Origin of the sequence: Clostridium sp. C8-1-8 (genome assembly GCF_009928445.1) — a bacterium.
Lineage (GTDB): Bacteria > Bacillota > Clostridia > Clostridiales > Clostridiaceae > Clostridium_AR.
In genome coordinates this window covers 141,613-159,159 of the sequence record NZ_JAABNO010000003.1, presented here as the reverse complement: position 1 = coordinate 159,159, position 17,547 = coordinate 141,613, and the positions used below count along the sequence as shown (strand labels likewise).

General features: G+C 31.5%; 16 protein-coding genes. 10 read left to right on the top strand and 6 right to left on the bottom strand.

The genetic code is table 11. The features are described from left to right. Positions 1-187: 187 nt before the first annotated feature. The 6 genes from GXK57_RS04495 to GXK57_RS04470 all read left to right on the top strand — a co-directional run bounded on the left by GXK57_RS04495 (position 188) and on the right by GXK57_RS04470 (position 7,499). Entirely contained in the window at positions 188-1,195 is a 1,008-nt protein-coding gene (locus tag GXK57_RS04495; protein ID WP_160672085.1) for an ATP-binding cassette domain-containing protein, read from the top strand. Next, positions 1,195-2,013 carry an ABC-2 family transporter protein gene (locus GXK57_RS04490; protein ID WP_160672082.1) on the top strand — a complete coding sequence of 273 codons (819 nt, stop codon included), beginning with the start codon at positions 1,195-1,197 and terminating at the stop codon, positions 2,011-2,013. Before GXK57_RS04495 ends, GXK57_RS04490 begins: the two co-directional genes overlap by 1 nt. A 4-nt stretch (positions 2,014-2,017) precedes the next feature. Next, positions 2,018-2,806 (top strand): ABC-2 family transporter protein, encoded by a 789-nt coding sequence (locus tag GXK57_RS04485; RefSeq protein ID WP_160672079.1) that lies wholly within the window; start codon positions 2,018-2,020, stop codon positions 2,804-2,806. Positions 2,807-2,986: 180 nt separating this feature from the next. After that, positions 2,987-4,102 (top strand): serine hydrolase domain-containing protein, encoded by a 1,116-nt coding sequence (locus tag GXK57_RS04480; protein ID WP_160672076.1) that lies wholly within the window; start codon positions 2,987-2,989, stop codon positions 4,100-4,102. A 502-nt stretch (positions 4,103-4,604) separates the two neighbouring features. Further along, positions 4,605-6,023 (top strand): cysteine--tRNA ligase, encoded by a 1,419-nt coding sequence (gene cysS / locus GXK57_RS04475; RefSeq protein WP_160672073.1) that lies wholly within the window; start codon positions 4,605-4,607, stop codon positions 6,021-6,023. Positions 6,024-6,398: 375 nt separating this feature from the next. Further along, complete coding sequence (locus tag GXK57_RS04470) at positions 6,399-7,499, top strand: tyrosine/phenylalanine carboxypeptidase domain-containing protein (RefSeq protein ID WP_160672070.1); 1,101 nt, start codon at positions 6,399-6,401, stop codon at positions 7,497-7,499. Positions 7,500-7,563: 64 nt separating this feature from the next. Here the strand turns inward: GXK57_RS04470 and GXK57_RS04465 are convergent, their stop codons facing one another. Next, entirely contained in the window at positions 7,564-8,142 is a 579-nt protein-coding gene (locus tag GXK57_RS04465) for a hypothetical protein (RefSeq protein WP_160672067.1), read from the bottom strand. Between the two features lie 194 nt (positions 8,143-8,336). Between GXK57_RS04465 and GXK57_RS04460 the strand changes: the two genes are divergently transcribed. Both GXK57_RS04460 and GXK57_RS04455 read left to right on the top strand, forming a co-directional pair. Continuing rightward, positions 8,337-8,930, top strand: a complete 594-nt coding sequence (locus tag GXK57_RS04460) for a hypothetical protein (RefSeq protein ID WP_160672064.1) — start codon at positions 8,337-8,339, stop codon at positions 8,928-8,930. A gap of 156 nt (positions 8,931-9,086) precedes the next feature. Beyond that, a complete protein-coding gene (locus GXK57_RS04455) occupies positions 9,087-9,947 on the top strand; it encodes a pentapeptide repeat-containing protein (protein ID WP_160672061.1) in 861 nt (286 codons plus the stop codon). Between the two features lie 155 nt (positions 9,948-10,102). Here GXK57_RS04455 and GXK57_RS04450 read toward each other — a convergent pair whose 3' ends face one another. Genes GXK57_RS04450 through GXK57_RS04440 form a run of 3 tightly spaced genes read right to left on the bottom strand, consistent with a single transcriptional unit; the run spans position 10,103 to position 12,068 of the window. After that, positions 10,103-10,750, bottom strand: a complete 648-nt coding sequence (locus GXK57_RS04450) for a VC0807 family protein (protein ID WP_160672058.1) — start codon at positions 10,748-10,750, stop codon at positions 10,103-10,105. Between the two features lie 18 nt (positions 10,751-10,768). Further along, positions 10,769-11,470, bottom strand: a complete 702-nt coding sequence (locus tag GXK57_RS04445) for a flavodoxin family protein (RefSeq protein ID WP_160672055.1) — start codon at positions 11,468-11,470, stop codon at positions 10,769-10,771. A gap of 40 nt (positions 11,471-11,510) precedes the next feature. Beyond that, positions 11,511-12,068, bottom strand: coding sequence for a PadR family transcriptional regulator (locus tag GXK57_RS04440; RefSeq protein WP_160672052.1), 558 nt, complete (start codon positions 12,066-12,068; stop codon positions 11,511-11,513). A 240-nt stretch (positions 12,069-12,308) separates the two neighbouring features. On the opposite strand from GXK57_RS04440, the gene GXK57_RS04435 reads away from it, so the two are divergent. Then, positions 12,309-13,157 carry a YihY/virulence factor BrkB family protein gene (locus GXK57_RS04435; RefSeq protein WP_160672049.1) on the top strand — a complete coding sequence of 283 codons (849 nt, stop codon included), beginning with the start codon at positions 12,309-12,311 and terminating at the stop codon, positions 13,155-13,157. Positions 13,158-13,233: 76 nt separating this feature from the next. On the opposite strand, the gene GXK57_RS04430 is transcribed toward GXK57_RS04435, so the two are convergent. After that, positions 13,234-13,626: a YsnF/AvaK domain-containing protein gene (locus GXK57_RS04430; RefSeq protein ID WP_160672046.1), complete on the bottom strand. Its 393-nt coding sequence runs from the start codon at positions 13,624-13,626 to the stop codon at positions 13,234-13,236. 70 nt (positions 13,627-13,696) lie between these two features. Continuing rightward, positions 13,697-14,134 carry a YsnF/AvaK domain-containing protein gene (locus GXK57_RS04425; RefSeq protein ID WP_160672043.1) on the bottom strand — a complete coding sequence of 146 codons (438 nt, stop codon included), beginning with the start codon at positions 14,132-14,134 and terminating at the stop codon, positions 13,697-13,699. 560 nt (positions 14,135-14,694) lie between these two features. Here GXK57_RS04425 and GXK57_RS04420 point away from each other — a divergent pair. After that, positions 14,695-17,430 (top strand): starch-binding protein, encoded by a 2,736-nt coding sequence (locus GXK57_RS04420; RefSeq protein ID WP_160672040.1) that lies wholly within the window; start codon positions 14,695-14,697, stop codon positions 17,428-17,430. Positions 17,431-17,547 lie beyond the last annotated feature (117 nt).

The window sequence follows — 17,547 nt, the reverse complement described above, 5'->3', positions numbered from 1 at the left end:
AAAGTTATGTATTCAATAAAACCCACTGAAAAATAGTATTTTAGAACTTTTATACTGCTTTGTGCAATCGATTGCACGAAGTGTGACGATTTATCTTAAACGATATCATATAAGTTGTGGAATATATTACTTTAAGGTAGCTGATTTAGTATTTAGAAGAATACTAAGGTTAATAGGGGGAGATAAATTGATAATTTTAGAGGATGTATGTAAAGAATTTAAAACGGTAAAGAAGCAAGAGGGGCTAAAGGGAGCTTTTAAAGGGTTGTTTTCTAGAGAGTACACTCTTAAGAAGGCTGTAGACAAAATGAGTTTTACCATAAGTAAAGGGGAGATTGTTGGTTATATTGGAGCTAATGGTGCAGGTAAGTCTACGACTATAAAGATGATGACTGGTATATTGACACCTTCTAGTGGCAAAGTAACAGTAGATGGAATTGTTCCTTATGAAAATAGAACAGAAAATGCAAAGAACATTGGTGTTGTATTCGGACAGAGAACTCAGTTGTGGTGGGATCTGGCACTTAGAGAAACCTTTACTGTGCTAAAGGAGATTTACCAGGTATCAAATGAAGACTTTGAGTATAGAATGAAATTCTTAGATGAAGTGCTGGGACTTAATGACTTTATGGCAACTCCAGTAAGAAGTCTTTCTTTAGGACAAAGAATGAGAGCAGACCTTGCTGCATCTCTACTTCATAATCCTAAGATATTGTACTTGGATGAGCCCACAATTGGCCTTGATGTTATGGTAAAAGAGAAGGTTAGAAAAGCTATAAAAGAGATAAATAAAGAGTTTGGTACCACAGTCATACTAACTACTCATGATTTAAACGACATAGAGGAACTATGTAATAGGATAATAATTATAGACAATGGTAAAAAGATATACGATGGAAGTATTGATGAAATAAAAAGTGCTTTTGGCTATATGAATAAGCTTGAGATAAAGATAAAGAGTAGTGAAAGTTTAAATGATTTTAATATTAATCATTTATTAAATTCTTCTGAAGAAGATTTGTTTACTGAGATTGCTGAAGATTCTATAGTGATTAATTTTAACAAAAATAAGATTATAGTATCAGATATAATTCAGGTAGTTATGAAGGAATGCCAAGTTCTTGATGTATCAATTAAGGAAACAAGCGTTGAAGAGATAGTAAAAAAGATTTATAGGAATGAGGTGAATATCTAATGAAACGTTTAATGAAAGTATACATACCTTTCTTTAAGTGTTCACTTCAAAGATTTATAGCTTATAGAGTAAATGTTTTAATGTTCATACTAGGCAATATAATAGCTACCTTTGTAATTTACTATCTATGGAAGGCCATATTTGCCAACTCAGGACAGAGCGTTTTAAATGGATTTACTGCTACCGAGATGGCTTTGTATGTGTTTATGAGTAAGATAACAGCAGGAATTTTGGATAATAATGCAACATATCTAGTAGGTGGTGAAGTAAAAGATGGCTCCATTGCAATGACATTGATTAAGCCTATAAATTTTATGGGAAGGGTGCTTTTTCAAAGCTTTGGAGGAACGGCGGCTTTTATTATCTTTGCGGCACTGCCATTATGGATAATTCTATTGATTGTAAGATTTGTAACCTTGGGAGAATTACCTCCTGATATAATTACTTTAGTGTTATATTTAGTAAGTTGCATTCTAGCTTACTTTGTATTATTTTTCTTCAATTATTGTATAGGGCTACTTGCGTTCTCTTTTACAAATCTGTGGGGAATTTCTCAGATACAAGCAGCGGTTGTTGAATTTTGCTCTGGAGCTTTAATACCATTAGTATTTTTCCCTCACTGGTTTCAGAATGTACTTAAGTTTGTTCCTTTTTCATCAATGAATTATACACCAATAATGATATATTTAGGTAAGATAAGAGGACATGAACTTATAAATAGTTTAATAGTCCAACTGGTATGGATTGTTTTACTAGCTTTATTAAGCAATTTAATGTGGAATAGATCTATGAAGAGATTAACCATATTAGGAGGTTAATGCTATGAGATATATAAAACTTTATAAAAGATTTTTAATTCAGTATCTAAAAGGACTTATGGAATACAAGGTGGACTTTTTGTTTGGACTAGTTGGATTTTTCTTAATTCAAGCATCAGGGATAGCCTTTATTAATTTAGTCTTTAGAAACATACCAAGCTTAAATGGATGGAGTTATTATGACATATTATTTATTTATGGTTTTTCTCAACTGCCTAGAGGGATTGATCATCTAATCATGGATAACATATGGATTTTTGCTAGAGATATGGTTATCCAAGGAACCTTTGATAGATATCTTGTGAGACCTATAAATCCATTTTTTCAAGTTATATCTGAAAGATTTCAGCCAGATGCTTTTGGTGAAATTATCGTAGGACTAATAATTTTAGCAATTTCTATACCTAAAATAAATATTACTATTTCAATTTTTAATATAATTATTTTTATAATATTAGTTTTTGCTGGTTCTGTTATTTATACCTCAATAAAGTTGTTTTTTGCATCCTTTGCTTTTTGGATAAAGAATTCAATAAATCTTGTTTTTATGGTGTATAACATAAGTACTTTTGCTAAGTATCCAATTAGTATTTATCCTAAGGCGATAAGTGTACTTGTTCAATTTATAGTCCCATTTGCTTTTACAGCTTTTGTACCAGCAGAATATATTTTGGGAAAAGTAAGCTTTTTATATGGAGTAGTAGCCACAGTGCTATGCGCTGTTATTGCATGGATTCTAGCTTATGGACTTTGGGTGAAAGGCATAAAAAACTACGAAAGTTCTGGAAGTTAAGAATGATATAGAAATGTTTACTACCTACATTTTATCCATGAAAGCTTATATAATTAATTTATAGTAATCTGTACCACTTCAATCCGAAATTAGATATAGTAGTAGGTTTGAAGTGGTTTGTTTTTAAATTGGTGTAAGTTATATTAAATAGAATTAAATATTAATCATAGGAGAGTAAAAATGAGTAGTGCAGATAAAGTTATAAATAATCTAGAGAACAGTTCTAAAGATAATACTTCAACTGAGATAGAAACTATTTGCCAAAGATACTTTGAAAAAGAAAACTTTTCAGGAGTAGTACTTGTAAAGAGAGAAAACAAGATTTTGTTTACTGAAAGTTATGGCTTTGCCCATAGAGGTTTTAATATTAAAAATGGTTTAGATACAATGTTTGATACGGCATCCATAACTAAGTTGTTTACTGCTGTAGCAATACTGCAATTAGTTGATAAGAAGCTTCTGAGTTTAGAAGATAAAATAGTTGATATAATCGATTTGACAGGAACAGAAATTCCTAAGGATGTGAACATATTTCACTTACTTACACACACATCTGGAATAGCTGATGATGCTGAAGAAGAGGCTGGAGAAAAATATGAGGATTTATTTATAAGTAAACCTAACTACTCAATAAGAAACTGCAGTGATTTTATCCCTCAGTTTGCTTATAAAAAACATAATTTTAAAGCAGGTACTAATGTAAGGTACAATAATTGTGCTTTTGTACTTCTTGGACTAGCTATAGAGAAATTAACTAATAAAAGTTATAGAGAATATGTAAGTGAGAACATATTTAATGTTTGCGGTATGAGAAACACAAGATTTTCATCGAAAGATGAAGGTGATGAAAAAATCGCAGAAGGTTATTATCCTGTTTTTAATAAAGAAAGTAACACTATTAGTTGGAAGAAAAACATTTATTCTTATCCACCTATTGGGACAGCGGATGGGGGAGCCTATACTACTGCCGATGATTTAGATCTTTTTATGAGACAATTGAAAGAAGGTAGGCTTTTATCATATAAGTTAACCAGTGAAATAATGAAACCTCAGATTAATATAGAAAGAAGCAATGATGGTGGTAAGATTATAAATGGGTACGGGTTCCATTTTAAGTACGATAAGAGAGAAAACTTAGTAAGTATGTTTAAAGAAGGTGCAAATGCTGGAGTTGCAGCTATGTTAGCTTACTATCCATCCATAGATACCACAAGTATAGCATTAGCTAATCATAGTTGCGATGTTTGGAAGCTACACAGTGGGATAGAAGAAATTATTTTTAACATGAAATTATAAATCTTGGCTGTGTTAAAGTGTAATGTTGAAATTATGTGGTCAGTCATACAAGGCCTTAATGAGCTTAAGCTAATTGCACCCTCATATAGCATCTCCATATTTACGACTTAATTGCAACAGTATTCTTAAACATAACCTAAACTTTAATAAGAAATGATACATCAATATATTTAAAATAGTCATATCATTTTTCCATAATTAAGGATATAATATTAGTATATTAAATTGTAGGGGGAATCAATGATGTGTTGTTGCTGTTTATTTAATAAGTTTATATTAATAAAATAGTATGGCAACAGGTCTGCGTTTTGATATAACCTATATGAAGCTATGAATATTATAAACTGTAGGCTTATTGTCTACAGTTTTTATTTTTTGGATATTGTATTTAAAAGATTGTTTAACATAATTGAAAAATAATCTAAAGATAAAAAATTAATTTCTAAATTTGTATGTCAACCACAGTGAATAAAGAAAGAATCACTAAAAGGAGGAAGGTTCGATGAAGTTTTATGTTTATAATAGTTTTACTCGGCAAAGAGAAGAGCTACTACCCTTAGAAAAGGGAAAGATAAAGATGTATACCTGTGGACCTACAGTGTACAATTATGCTCATATAGGAAATTTGAGGGCTTACATTTTTGAAGATATTCTTAAAAAGTCATTACAGTATGTGGGATTTGAAGTCAAACATGTAATGAATATAACTGATGTGGGACACTTAGAATCAGATTCGGATACTGGAGAGGATAAGATGGCCTTAGGTGCCTTTAGAGAAAAGAAGACAGTATGGGAAATCGCAAGATTCTACGAAGAGGCATTTCTAAAGGATTGTAGTTTGCTTAATATTGCTTTACCTTCTGTAGTGTGCAGAGCTACAGAGCATATTGACGACATGATAAAATTTATTCAGAAGTTAGAAGAAAAAGGATTTACTTATATAGCTAATGGAAATGTATATTTTTCAATAGATAAGTATCCGGATTACGCTAAGCTTGCTAATCTTAGTATGGAAGAGCTAGAAGCAGGTAGTAGAGTAGAGATAGATCCATTTAAAAAGAATCCTCTAGATTTTGTTTTATGGTTTACAAACTCCAAGTTTTCTAATCAAATAATGCAGTGGGAATCTCCCTGGGGAAGAGGCTTTCCTGGTTGGCATATAGAGTGTTCCGCTATGTCAATGAAGTATTTGGGGGAAAGAATAGATATACATTGTGGAGGAATAGATCATATTCCTGTACATCATACCAATGAGATAGCGCAGTCAGAAAGTGCTACAGGTAAGAAGTGGGTAAATTACTGGATACATTGCGAGTTTCTAGTGAATGATAGTGGTAAGATGTCAAAATCAAGTGGAGATTTTATAACCATATATAAATTAGAAGAGATGGGCTTTAGTCCATTAGATTATAGATATTTTTGCCTCCAATCAAGATATAGAAAGCAACTGATATTTAGCTTGGACAGTCTTAAAGATTCGAAACAAGCTCTTAATAAGTTGAGAAGCAAAATTAGACACATAATTGAAGCTAGAGTTAAAAATGAAATTATAAATAAAGATAAGGTGAAAAAATACCAACAGAGATTTGCTGCACAAATATGTGATGATTTGAATACTCCAAATGCCTTTACAGTATTGCATGAGGTAATAAAAAGTGAAGAATTAAATAACGAAGAAAAGATATATTTAATTGAAGACTTTGATAAAGTGTTTTCTTTAAATCTCACTAAGAATGAATATATTAAGGAATTCAGTTTAATTGATGAAAGTTATGTTAATCAGTTAATATTGGAGAGAAATGAAGCTAGGAAACAAAAAGATTGGACTAAAGCGGATGAGATAAGGAATATTCTTCTAGGTATCAATGTAGAACTGATTGACTCAAAGGAAGGAACTAGCTGGAGGATTATAAATTCTTAACAATATTAAAATAAGCTTTACCAAAGGGTATTGTTGAAATTAACAGGTTATGAAATAGATGCTATTATACGAGTTCTTGTTGTAATAGCATCTTTCACTTTATTAGTTAGAAATTAAGGCTTTAATTATAACAAGAAATAGTTTCACTAACCGAAATATACAGCATATATACGTATATCAATAATATTTCTACTATATAACAGAAATATTATTATAAATTTTATTATGAAGTTGATATCTATAAATGAAGGTTCATCATAAAAGTGTAGTTTGATATCAGTGTTAGTAAAAAATTTACAATATGTTTTCGTAAGTCTATAATTATAGATAAGTGATACTTATGGAAAATATATGTGTGAAGTTTAGGAGAGTACTATGATATATGATGAAAAGCAATGTATTGAAAAGGCAGAGGAAGTATTCAGTGAAATAAATCAGCAAGTAGGATTTAGTAAGTACATAACACCGATAAACTTTCAAGAAGAAAATAAATTGTTTAAGGAAGCCTATCTATCAAAGAAGGCTTATAACCCTATATATAGATACAGAGATAGGAGTAATATAAATTTAAAAAAACTTTTTATGGAACTTGATGGTTTGTCATTTACAGATACAGTTATAGGACATATATATTCGGAAGAAAGGGAAATACAATATAACTTTCTTAAGCTTATGGAGAGTATAGGTAATGATGCTTTGATTACAATTCATTCGAAAAAGATGGATGGAGTTCCCAATATTTTGTACTTGGACAATGCAAGAAAGGCCATAAGTCTGGAAGCGACAAAGGAAGAAAAAAGTTATTGTGCTGAGGATTTATGTTGTCACTTAAAAAAATGCTTAGATAGTTATAGATTAGACTGGAAGGTCATAATATCATATGAGATACCTGGAAAAGTAATTGTAAGCACTGGGAATAAGACAATTTATATAAATGGTAATCAAAGATTCTCTCTTAATGACATGGAAAGGCTTTGTGCCCATGAAGTGTCAACACATGTACTTCGATCAGAGAATGGAGCTAAAAGAGAATATGAAATATTTAAAAATGGCACCTCAAACTCTCTTAAAACTGAAGAGGGATTGGCTCTGTATAACGAAGATATGGCAGGAAAGATAAATATTGACATGCTTAAAATTTATGCTGCAAGATTTATAAGTACAGTTAATATGGAGAGTATGTCTTTTTATGAAATGGTACAAGAAATAGAGCCTTTCATAGGAATAGACAATGCTATATATGTTGTTTCAAGAATAAAAATAGGAATGTCTGATACCAGTAAATCAGGAGGTTTTATTCGAGATTATGTATATTTTCAAGGATATATAGATATAAAGGAGGCTTTAACTAAAGAGCCTACCTTGTATTCAAAGCTGTATTATGGAAGTATAGGATTGAATGAGATTCCTAAATTACATAGATATATTGAACAGGCAGAAAAAGATAATAATATTCTTTTACCAAACTTTTTGTAAAATAGTGCTCAGTGCAAGAAATAAAACCTAATAAGAATATAAAAGTAATATAAAAAAGATGCTGTTACACTGCTTTGCTTTGTAATAGCATCTTTTTTATAGTTGAATATATTTGTTGCCAGCTATAAACTCTTGTAATATCTTCAGTTAAAGGCTTTCTATTATAATTTGTGTCTATCAATAATACTTTAAAACCAGCATTGGAAAGCTGTATAGCATTATCATAATTATCTTCAATAAATACATTACAATTTAATTGTATTGCTGTATCAACTTTATAGTGGCTTCCAAGAATAAATAAATCATCATAAGGTATTTCGTTATGTTTTAAATAGCTATAGGTAAGCATTCTAAGACTACTATCCCTAGCGGTAACGAAATAGATATTACTTTCTAGGCTAAGGAGCTTGATTATTTTTTGAACCTCATCTCGAAGCGGCTGGTTAGAATGAATCTCAAATTTATGATTTTCATAGAAGTCTTCATATTCCTTTCGAGCTATTCCTAGTACCTTGTGTATATAATATTCTGTAATTTGATCTTCCGTAATGTTGGTTTTAAAGTATTTATTGCACCTATCTAGCCAGTAATAAGGTTCAGTTATGGTACCGTCGATATCAATGCAGATATTAAAAAATTTCATTTATATCACCTCTCTTATGATATCATCATACTAGGTTGAAGTTAATTACTAATTAAATATTGATTAAATTCATATTAAGATTGAATTTGAATAATTATTAAGTTTAACTTGTTCTTTACATAGGAATAAGATGTAATTAATAATCACATATTAAACTTAAATCAATAAATAGCTTCTAAAGGATAGGTGAAATAATGTATACCAAAAATTTACTAGCTTATAAACATAAGAATAATAGCTCAAAGAAACTAATGAATAAATCTGCTAATATAAAAATTCTCTTTTTTGCACTTATACTAATGGGATCTTTCTTTACTATTTCTTATCTAAATAAGTTAACTGTGCAGGCTAAGAAAAATAATATTGTATTAGCGGACTTTAAGACTGATATAAATATGCTCAGTGAAAGTGCAAATGTCATTGAAATAGAAAGAAGCTCCAATAATAACAAACAGTTAAGTGCCTTTGGAACAGATGGAAAGCTACTTAAGCTATGTGATGTTTCATCAGGCTTATCAAATGCATTAATATTGATTGGAGATGATAATAGAGATGGCATGTTGCAGGATAAAGAACTTTCATCCTTAGGCATAATGAGGTTAAATCCTCAGCAGTATAGAAAAACTCTTACACAACTTAAGTTTAACCTAAAATCCTTAGATAGAAATATAAAAAATTATGTGGTTATAACCATGGGGAAGTATGCTGGAACAGTACTTTACAATGGTAGTATAAAGTTTGTTGATTATGATAATAAAAGGTATTTTGGGTTGGAACTTTCAATTTAGAAAATTGGTGTTGTTAAAGCACTATATAAAAACTTGCCTTGTACAAGACCGTGGCAAGTTTTCTTTTATTTGTAAACAGTATATAATAGTAGTTGATTTTATCAATTAATCTATTAAAAAAGGCAATTTTATAGAAGTTATGGAGTGATCTAGCTTATGGACAAAAGTAAAGAAAAAATAGATATAGATTCATATAAGGACTTAAGGATTGATTGTAAGAAGTGCTTTGGGTTTTGCTGTGTAGCATTATACTTTTCTGCCTTTGAAGGATTTCCTTCTGATAAGGAGGCAGGTAAACCATGTTTAAATTTGAATGAAGATTTTAGCTGTAAGATACATAAGGACCTTAGAAGCAAGGGCCTTAAGGGATGTACCTCTTATGACTGCTTTGGCGCAGGACAGAAGGTAGCTCAGAATACATATAAGGGAAGTAGCTGGAGGAACCATCCAGAATCAGCTAAAGACATGTTTGATATATTTTTAATTGTAAAGCAGCTTCATGAGATGCAGTGGTATCTTACAGATGCATTAAACAAGAGTAGTGATAAAGAGATTAAAAGTAAGATAACTATTCTAATCAATGAAACAAAAGAAATGACGTTTTTAAGGGATGATGACTTAAGGTCACTTGATCTAGAATCACATAGAGACAGAGTAAACGCATTACTTAAAAAGACAAGTAAAGAGGTTAGAAACAATTTACTTAAGGGTAAAGAGAACAACGTGAAACAAAAAAGAAGAATTGCAGGACGACTTGATCTGATAGGTGCGGATCTAAAGAAAATTAATGTTAAAGGAGCTGATTTAAGCGGGGCTCTTCTTATGGCTGCAGACCTTAAAAATAATGAACTTAACTGTACTGATTTAATTGGTGCAGATTTGAGAGATGCAGATCTTAGAGGGGCAAATTTAACTAATACCATATATATAACTCAAGCACAGATAAATACAGCAAAAGGAGATTTAAGTACAAAGTTACCAGCTCATATAATTCGTCCGTCATATTGGACAGAATAAAAAACAAGCTTATCTAACTTTAGATAAGCTTGTTTTTTGCAGCTATTATATAAATAATTTATCTTTTAGGTTATGGTAATGCACCGTGTTGAAATTAAGTTATTTAAACTAAGAAGTATTATATAATATGCTGAAAAAATAGTGTGAGGAAAGATCTAATTTGCGTTAGAAGTATTTGTTTTTCTTAAAAGGTACCATTTAGGGAACATTATACAGAATATAATTAGTAAAGCGTCGGAAATGTTAGATATTGTTGTATTAACAGCGAAATACGAGCTCATAGACATATGGTTTAAAAGCAAGGCTCTAATAATTGCTTGAACAACATTAAGAGTACCCCAGGCAATAGTTAGTATTCTCCAAGCTGATTGATATCTTGGATTATTTATTATTTTGTCAGGAATATTTTTTATATAGGTTTGCTCAGCTATGACTTGAACTAAAGATCTATTGAATAATAAAGAACCGAAGAATACTAGGGCTAGCAATGCATCTTGTATAATAGGTGCGATAAAATAAAATTTTTCGTTTTTTGAAATTATAGTTCCAACTAGACCAATTACAGCAAAGGTTCCTGCGAAGGCTGCTAAAGCATTTATTTTACGCTCCTTTATAAATCCAGAAGCAATAACAGATATACTCCATAAGGCTGAAAGTATAATTCCTATAAGTGTTAGCTTTGCCTTATCAAAACCTACAAAGATGATTATTGGTATAAGTGCACTTATAACAAAATCTTTATTTAATACTACTTTAATTAATGAAGGATTTGTATTTGTAGAATTAGGTGATAATTTTTCCATGATAAATCTTCCTTTCTATTAGTGCCAATTTTTATTGGCATTGTTTATATAAATTTCTGATGGTATAACATTTGTATCAAGAATTTTTTGAGTTTCAGGTTTGATGTAACCTAAATTTAATATCTCTTGTCCAGCGTTTTCTAAGGCTGAAAAGTATGGCTTATAAAGTTCTGTTAATGTTTCGCTTTTTCTTATACCTTGGAGCACACCACCTTGAGCGCAGAGTATTGTACCAGCAAGGGTTCCGTTTGTTAGAATTTTAAAGGTTTCAACTAGACCAGAAAAGTTATAGTTACCTGGAAAGCCAGAGTTTGAAATCAAAACAGTCTTCGTAGGATTTGTTTTCTTAAAGCGTCTAGGATGAGAGTAGTTTTGATCATTTTCAACTATTTCCCCTAGGTTTAATGGTAACATACGATCCATAAAGTCTTTCATGATACCTGTTACTGTAAAGTAATAGAGCGGGGTAGCATAAACAATGACATCTGCTTCTGATACCTTTATTAATAACTCTTCCATATCATCTTTTAGGATACACTTACCAGGAGTTTTTGTCCAGCAACAAAAACATCCTTGGCAATGTCCAATATTTTTCTCCTTTAAATAAATTACTTCAGTATCAGCTCCTACTATTTTGCAGCCGTTAACAAACTTATCTAAAAGAACTTCAGTATTGCCGTACTTTCCTCGTGGACTTCCATTTAAAGCTAAGACTTTCATTTATATATCCTCCAATCTTTTTTTTCATTACATTAAATTATTACTTAGATATCTCTTTTAAGGTTTGTAAAGATTCTTCACACCATTTCAGCCTGGCTTCTTCGCCTATTCTACCATTACGCAAGGTTATCTTCCAAAGAGCGAAGGTTTTTTCGTCAACCTTATCTTTTCTACTCATTATTAAATTTTCTATTAGATCATATTGTTCTAACTCCTTCAAGGATTGTTGTTTTATTTCTTCCATGTTCTTAACTATATCTTCAGCAGGTAAGTTTCTAGAAAGAAAAAGCTTAAGAAGAAGTTCAGATCTAACTGGTTGTTTTTCTGTAGGAAGTTTGAGCCATTCTTCTAATTCAGTTCTTCCTTTTTCGGTGATAGAGTATACGTTTCTTGAAGGTTTGCCTTCTGTCTGCTCTACACGTTTGGTAACTAGTTCATCTTCTTCGAGCTTTTGTAATACGGGGTAGATATGACCGTAATTTTCATTCCAGAAGAATCCTATAGAGGAATCACAGAATTTTTTTATGTCATATCCTGATCCGGAAATAATATTTAATACTCCTAGTAGAGCATATTTAGTTTTATTTATCTTTGCCAAATCAATCACACCTTTACTGTTATTCAACTTTGATATATTCAACGGAGATATATATCAACCTGATATATATAATATAACTCGCATTACATATAATGTCAATACAGTTTTGGAAAAAATTAAAAAAATGAATTTTATTAAAAATAGTTATATCTCTATGCTAGGAAGAGAGGCTTATTGTTATAATAGAAAGTTAGTGGTATATTATATAGTTGTAATTAGAAAAGGATTAAGGTATATAGTATGTTAGAACTTATTTTAGATTTATTTAAAAGATTTAATGATGATGATGTACCGTCATTAAGCTCACAGTTAGCATTTAATTTGTTGCTTTCATTTTTTCCGTTTCTTATTTTTTTAATGACTATTTTAGGACGTACATCTCTAAATGGAATGGATATATTAATGATACTTAATAAAATACTTCCTGAGAATGTATTTAATCTTATAAGAAATTCAGTATTAGAAATTATTAATAAGAGAAATAGTGGATTGATGTCCTTTAGTTTAATTGTCACCTTGTGGACTGCATCCGCTGCATTTAATTCGGTAATAAAGGGCCTGAATAAAGCTTACGATATAATTGAAACAAGATCCTTTATAATTGTAAGAATTGTATCTATGCTTTGTACTATCGGCATGGCATTTTTAATAATTTTAGTTGGATTATTACTTGTTTTTGGAAGAATTATATGGAGAGAAGTGGATAAAAAGTTTGAGTTTCTTCATAGTCTATCTACTGTATGGAGTATTGGTAGGTATTCTATTGTTGTTGCTTTAGGCACAGGAGTGTTTACTTTACTTTATTATTTTGCGCCAAGTACTAAGCTTAAATGGAAGGAAGTTATACCTGGAGCAATATTTTCAACCATTGGAATGATGGCTGTATCTAGTATTTTTGCATATTATGTGGACAACTTTGCTAACTATTCTTTAATTTATGGAAGTCTAGGGGCTGTTATGTTCTTACTAACATGGCTATTTTTAGCTTCTATAATAGTTATTATGGGAGGAGAGTTTAATGCTTCAATGACTTCTAGAAGTAATAAGATAATAACTCATCGAATTAATAATATAAGATTTCATATATAAGTAAATTTATGCTTAAAAAAACTCCTCTAAAGCAATTTGGAGGAGTTTTTCGTATATATCAAAGTAAGATACCTTACTAAGAATTATCAATTACAACTGGAGAGCCTGAGATTTTTACTTTTGCTTCTTCATGTTTTAGTGTCTCTTCTATATGAACTAGTTCTTCAAACTGTTGTTTATATACCGATACGTCTTCTAGTTTTACCATATGTTTTGAGAAATCAACCCTCTCTTCGCTTAGAGGAATGCAAATTAGGTCTTCAGGATTATAATGATTTTTCTTATTACAATTATCAACAGATGTTTTTTCTATAATCAATACTTCTAGTTGGATAGGGATACTAAAAACTTTTTCTTCAGATAGAAGTTCTTTATATATTTTAACATCTCCAGTTTTAATCCATTCTTTAGCTAGGTCAAGTTGTTCTTCTTTAAGTTTTATACTTATATCTTGTAAGTTATCGTTCATACTTTACCTCCGGTTATCTTAAAAAAACACCTCTCAAACTTAATATAAGATTGGAGGTGTTTTTGTTTTACTAATGATCGACTTCGCTATCTACTACGTCAGGATCTCCGATTCTATTAACTCTTGCTTCTTCTCTTCTCAAAGTTTCATCAATATGCTCGGTTCCTTCAACTGAACGTTTGTGGGCAGAAACTTCTCCTGTTACAACAGTATGTTTTCCAACATTAACTTTTTCTTCACTGACAGGAATTCTTATGGTTTCCTCATCAGATATAGGTGTATCACATACTTCATTATTTAAGGATTTTCTTTCGATTACTACTTCTTCATGAGTTACAGGAACGTCCATTTCTTTATGTTCCTCTACAATTTCTTTACCAAGTTCTACTTCGCCTTTTTGAACTCTATTTTTTGCTACATCAAGTTCTTCTTTACGTAGGCTAAGTTTCGCTTCATCGGTATCCTTTTTGTTTTCATCGTTTCCAAAAATTCCTCCTAAAATCCCCATGTCAAAACACCTCCATCAATAAAACATTTGTTACGATAATAGCTTGTGCTTTAAAAAAGTAAATATGCCTATTTAATATTGGAAAGAGAAGAAGCCATTATCATAATATTGAATAGATTTTTGGACAATATAATCTAAAATATAAAATCATAGATTATACAATTAGATATATTGTATTTTGTGAGAAGTTACGAAAAAATAATTACAATGATTTACATTTGTGCAATCGGTTGCAAAAGAAAGTGGATACATATTATAATGAAACTGTAACCATTTATTACCAATTAAAATGATTATGTAACACCGTAATAGGCAATGATATGATTTTTATAATATAGATGAATAGCTTAGTCGAAAAATTTAATATAAGTTATGTAAGTTCTGATTTATCTATGTTTAATAAGAGATTTGTATCAATATTTAGAAATGATTTAAGTAACTTCGGTCTATGGGAAAATTAGTATAGGAAAAGCTATGTAAAGTAAATTAGAAGCTTTACAAAATTCTTATGCTGAGTAATGGGGACAATAGCTTAATACTTTTTGTGGAGGTTTTTATTAATGGGATTAAGAAAAAGGCTATTGAGTGTAGTTACAGCATTGGTAGTGACAGCAAACCTGCTAGCTGCGGGAACAACTAAGGTATATGCTGAAAATGTAAAGGCTAAGGTGACGTATAGTGAGGTTCAAAGTGGGAAAAAGCCATTCTCCTGGGATAATGCAACAGTATATTTTGCATTGACTGACAGATTTTTAGATGGAGATTCTTCAAATAACCATTCTTATGGGCGAGAATTAGATCTAAATGGAAAAGAGGTTTCTGGTTATAAGGATCAACCTGCAACTTTTCATGGCGGTGATTTAAAGGGAATGACCCAGAAGGTTCAAGAAGGTTATTTTGATAATCTTGGAGTAAATGCAATTTGGATTACAGCACCTTATGAACAGATTCATGGATGGACAGGCGGAGATGGATTTAGACATTATGCATATCATGGGTATTATACATTAGATTATACATCTATGGATAAAAATATGGGCTCTGAACAAGACTTGCAGCAATTTATAGATACAGCTCATAGTCATGGAATAAGAGTTGTATTTGACGTGGTTATGAATCATGCCGGTTATCCAACCTTAAAGGATATGGATGAATTTGGGTTTGGTAAACTTACAAGCAATTGGAAGGATTATTACTATGGTTCTCCAAGTGATGCTAGTTGGAGCAAGGATCCTCTATATATGGATATGAGTGATTATAACTCATGGCAAAAGTGGTGGTCGCCTGCTTGGATAAGAAAGTCACCAGCCAACTTAGGTAATAATCAGACAAAGGCATTTCCAGGATATGATGGTAGTGAAAGTGGTGATGATAAGACAATATGTCTTTCAGGGCTTCCTGACTTTAAAACAGAAACCACTACTGATCCAGGCTTACCACCACTTTTAGTTAATAAGTGGACTAAGGAGGGAAGGCTTGATAGCGAAAAGTCATCCTTAGATGCATTTTTTGCAAAGAGTGGTCTTCAGAGAAGAATAGAAAATTACCAGGTAAAATGGCTTACTGATTGGGTAAGAAAATATGGAGTAGATGGCTTTAGATGTGATACTGCTAAGCATGTTAATATAGATGCTTGGAAGAATTTAAAAGATCAGGCTGTAGCTGCACTAAGGGAGTGGAAAGCAGCAAATCCAACTAAGAAGATAGATGATTCAGATTTTTGGATGACAGGTGAGTCATGGGGACATGGAGTTTCAAGGGATTCTTATTTTGATAATGGGTTTGACTCGATGATTAATTTCTCTTTTCAGCCAGGAGGAAGAGATAATAAAGATGCAACCTTTAATATGTCAACTTTAGACTCTACTTTTTCTAGTTATTCATCTGCTTTTAACAGCCAGCATTTTAGTGTGCTTAATTATATTTCGTCTCATGACACTAAACTGTACAATAGAAACGATTTGACCAATGCAGCAACAGCACTGTTATTGGCGCCAGGAGCAGCACAGATATATTATGGTGATGAAACTGCAAGACCTTGGGGTTTTGATAATTGCTCCTATGCAGATCAAAAAACACGTACAGATATGAACTGGACATCAGAAAATCAAGCTGTGTTATCTCATTGGCAAAAGATTGGTCAGTTTAGAAATAATCATCTGTCAATAGGTGCAGGTACTCATACAAAAATTGCAGATAGTCCATATACCTTTAGCAGAAGCTATAATAAGAATGGAATAGCTGACAATGTGGTAGTTGTTATTGGAGCTAGTGGGTCTACAGCTGTAAATGTTTCATCTCTATTTGGTGATGGTACCCAAGTTAGGGATGCTTATACAGGTGCAACAACAGTAGTAAATAACGGAACTGCTACCTTTACAGCTGGAAGTGCAGGTGTAATTCTTATTGAGACCTTAGGAGATATACCAGTAGTTAGTGCAGCACCAGGTTCACAAACTTTTTATACTGATACTATAGATGTTACTTTATCTTTAAATAAGGCTACATCAGGAAACTATGTTTTAGATAATGGAGCGCCAGTTAGTTTTACAGATGGTACTAAGATAACAATAGGCAGTGGAATGAGTTTTGGACAAACAAAGACTTTAAAAATTTCAGCATCCAACACTTTTGGAACAAGTACTCAAACTTATACCTATAGAAAAGCAGACCCTAATGCAGCTACTACAGTTCATTTTTATAAACCAAGTGGATGGAGTAATCCTAATATTTATTATTATGACGATACTAAGGTAAAGCAAGGCCCAGCGTGGCCAGGTGTAGCAATGACAGATGAAGGAAACGGTTGGTTTGGTTATAAGATAGAAAAATGGGAGTCTGCCAAGGTGATTTTTAATAGTGGATCTAGTCAAATTCCAGCAGCACAGCAGTCAGGCTTTGATGTAACCGGAGAAAAGTGGTATATGAATGGAGTTTGGTATAACACTAAACCAACGATTAATCCTACTGCATCAATTAAAGTTCATTTTTTCAATATAACAGGCTGGGGTACTCCTAATATTTACTATTATGATGATACTAAGGTAAAGCAGGGACCAGCATGGCCTGGTGTAGCAATGGTATCAGAAGGAAATGGATGGTACGTATATACAATCAATGATTGGTCTAAAGCTAAAGTTTTATTTAATAGTGGGTCAAAGCAGCTACCAGGTTCAGGTCAAGCAGGTTTTGATGTAACTGGAGAGATGTGGTATAAGAATGGCACTTGGTACACATCACAACCTACTACTTTTACTATGCTAAATCCTTTGAATAATCTTCCTATTGCAGCTTAATATAATTAGATATATATAGATGATGCATTTTATTAAATAATGATAGATTATATTATAAGGTAAAGAAATAAAAAATCGCAAATTACAGTAATATATCTACTAAAGATTAATTGGGGA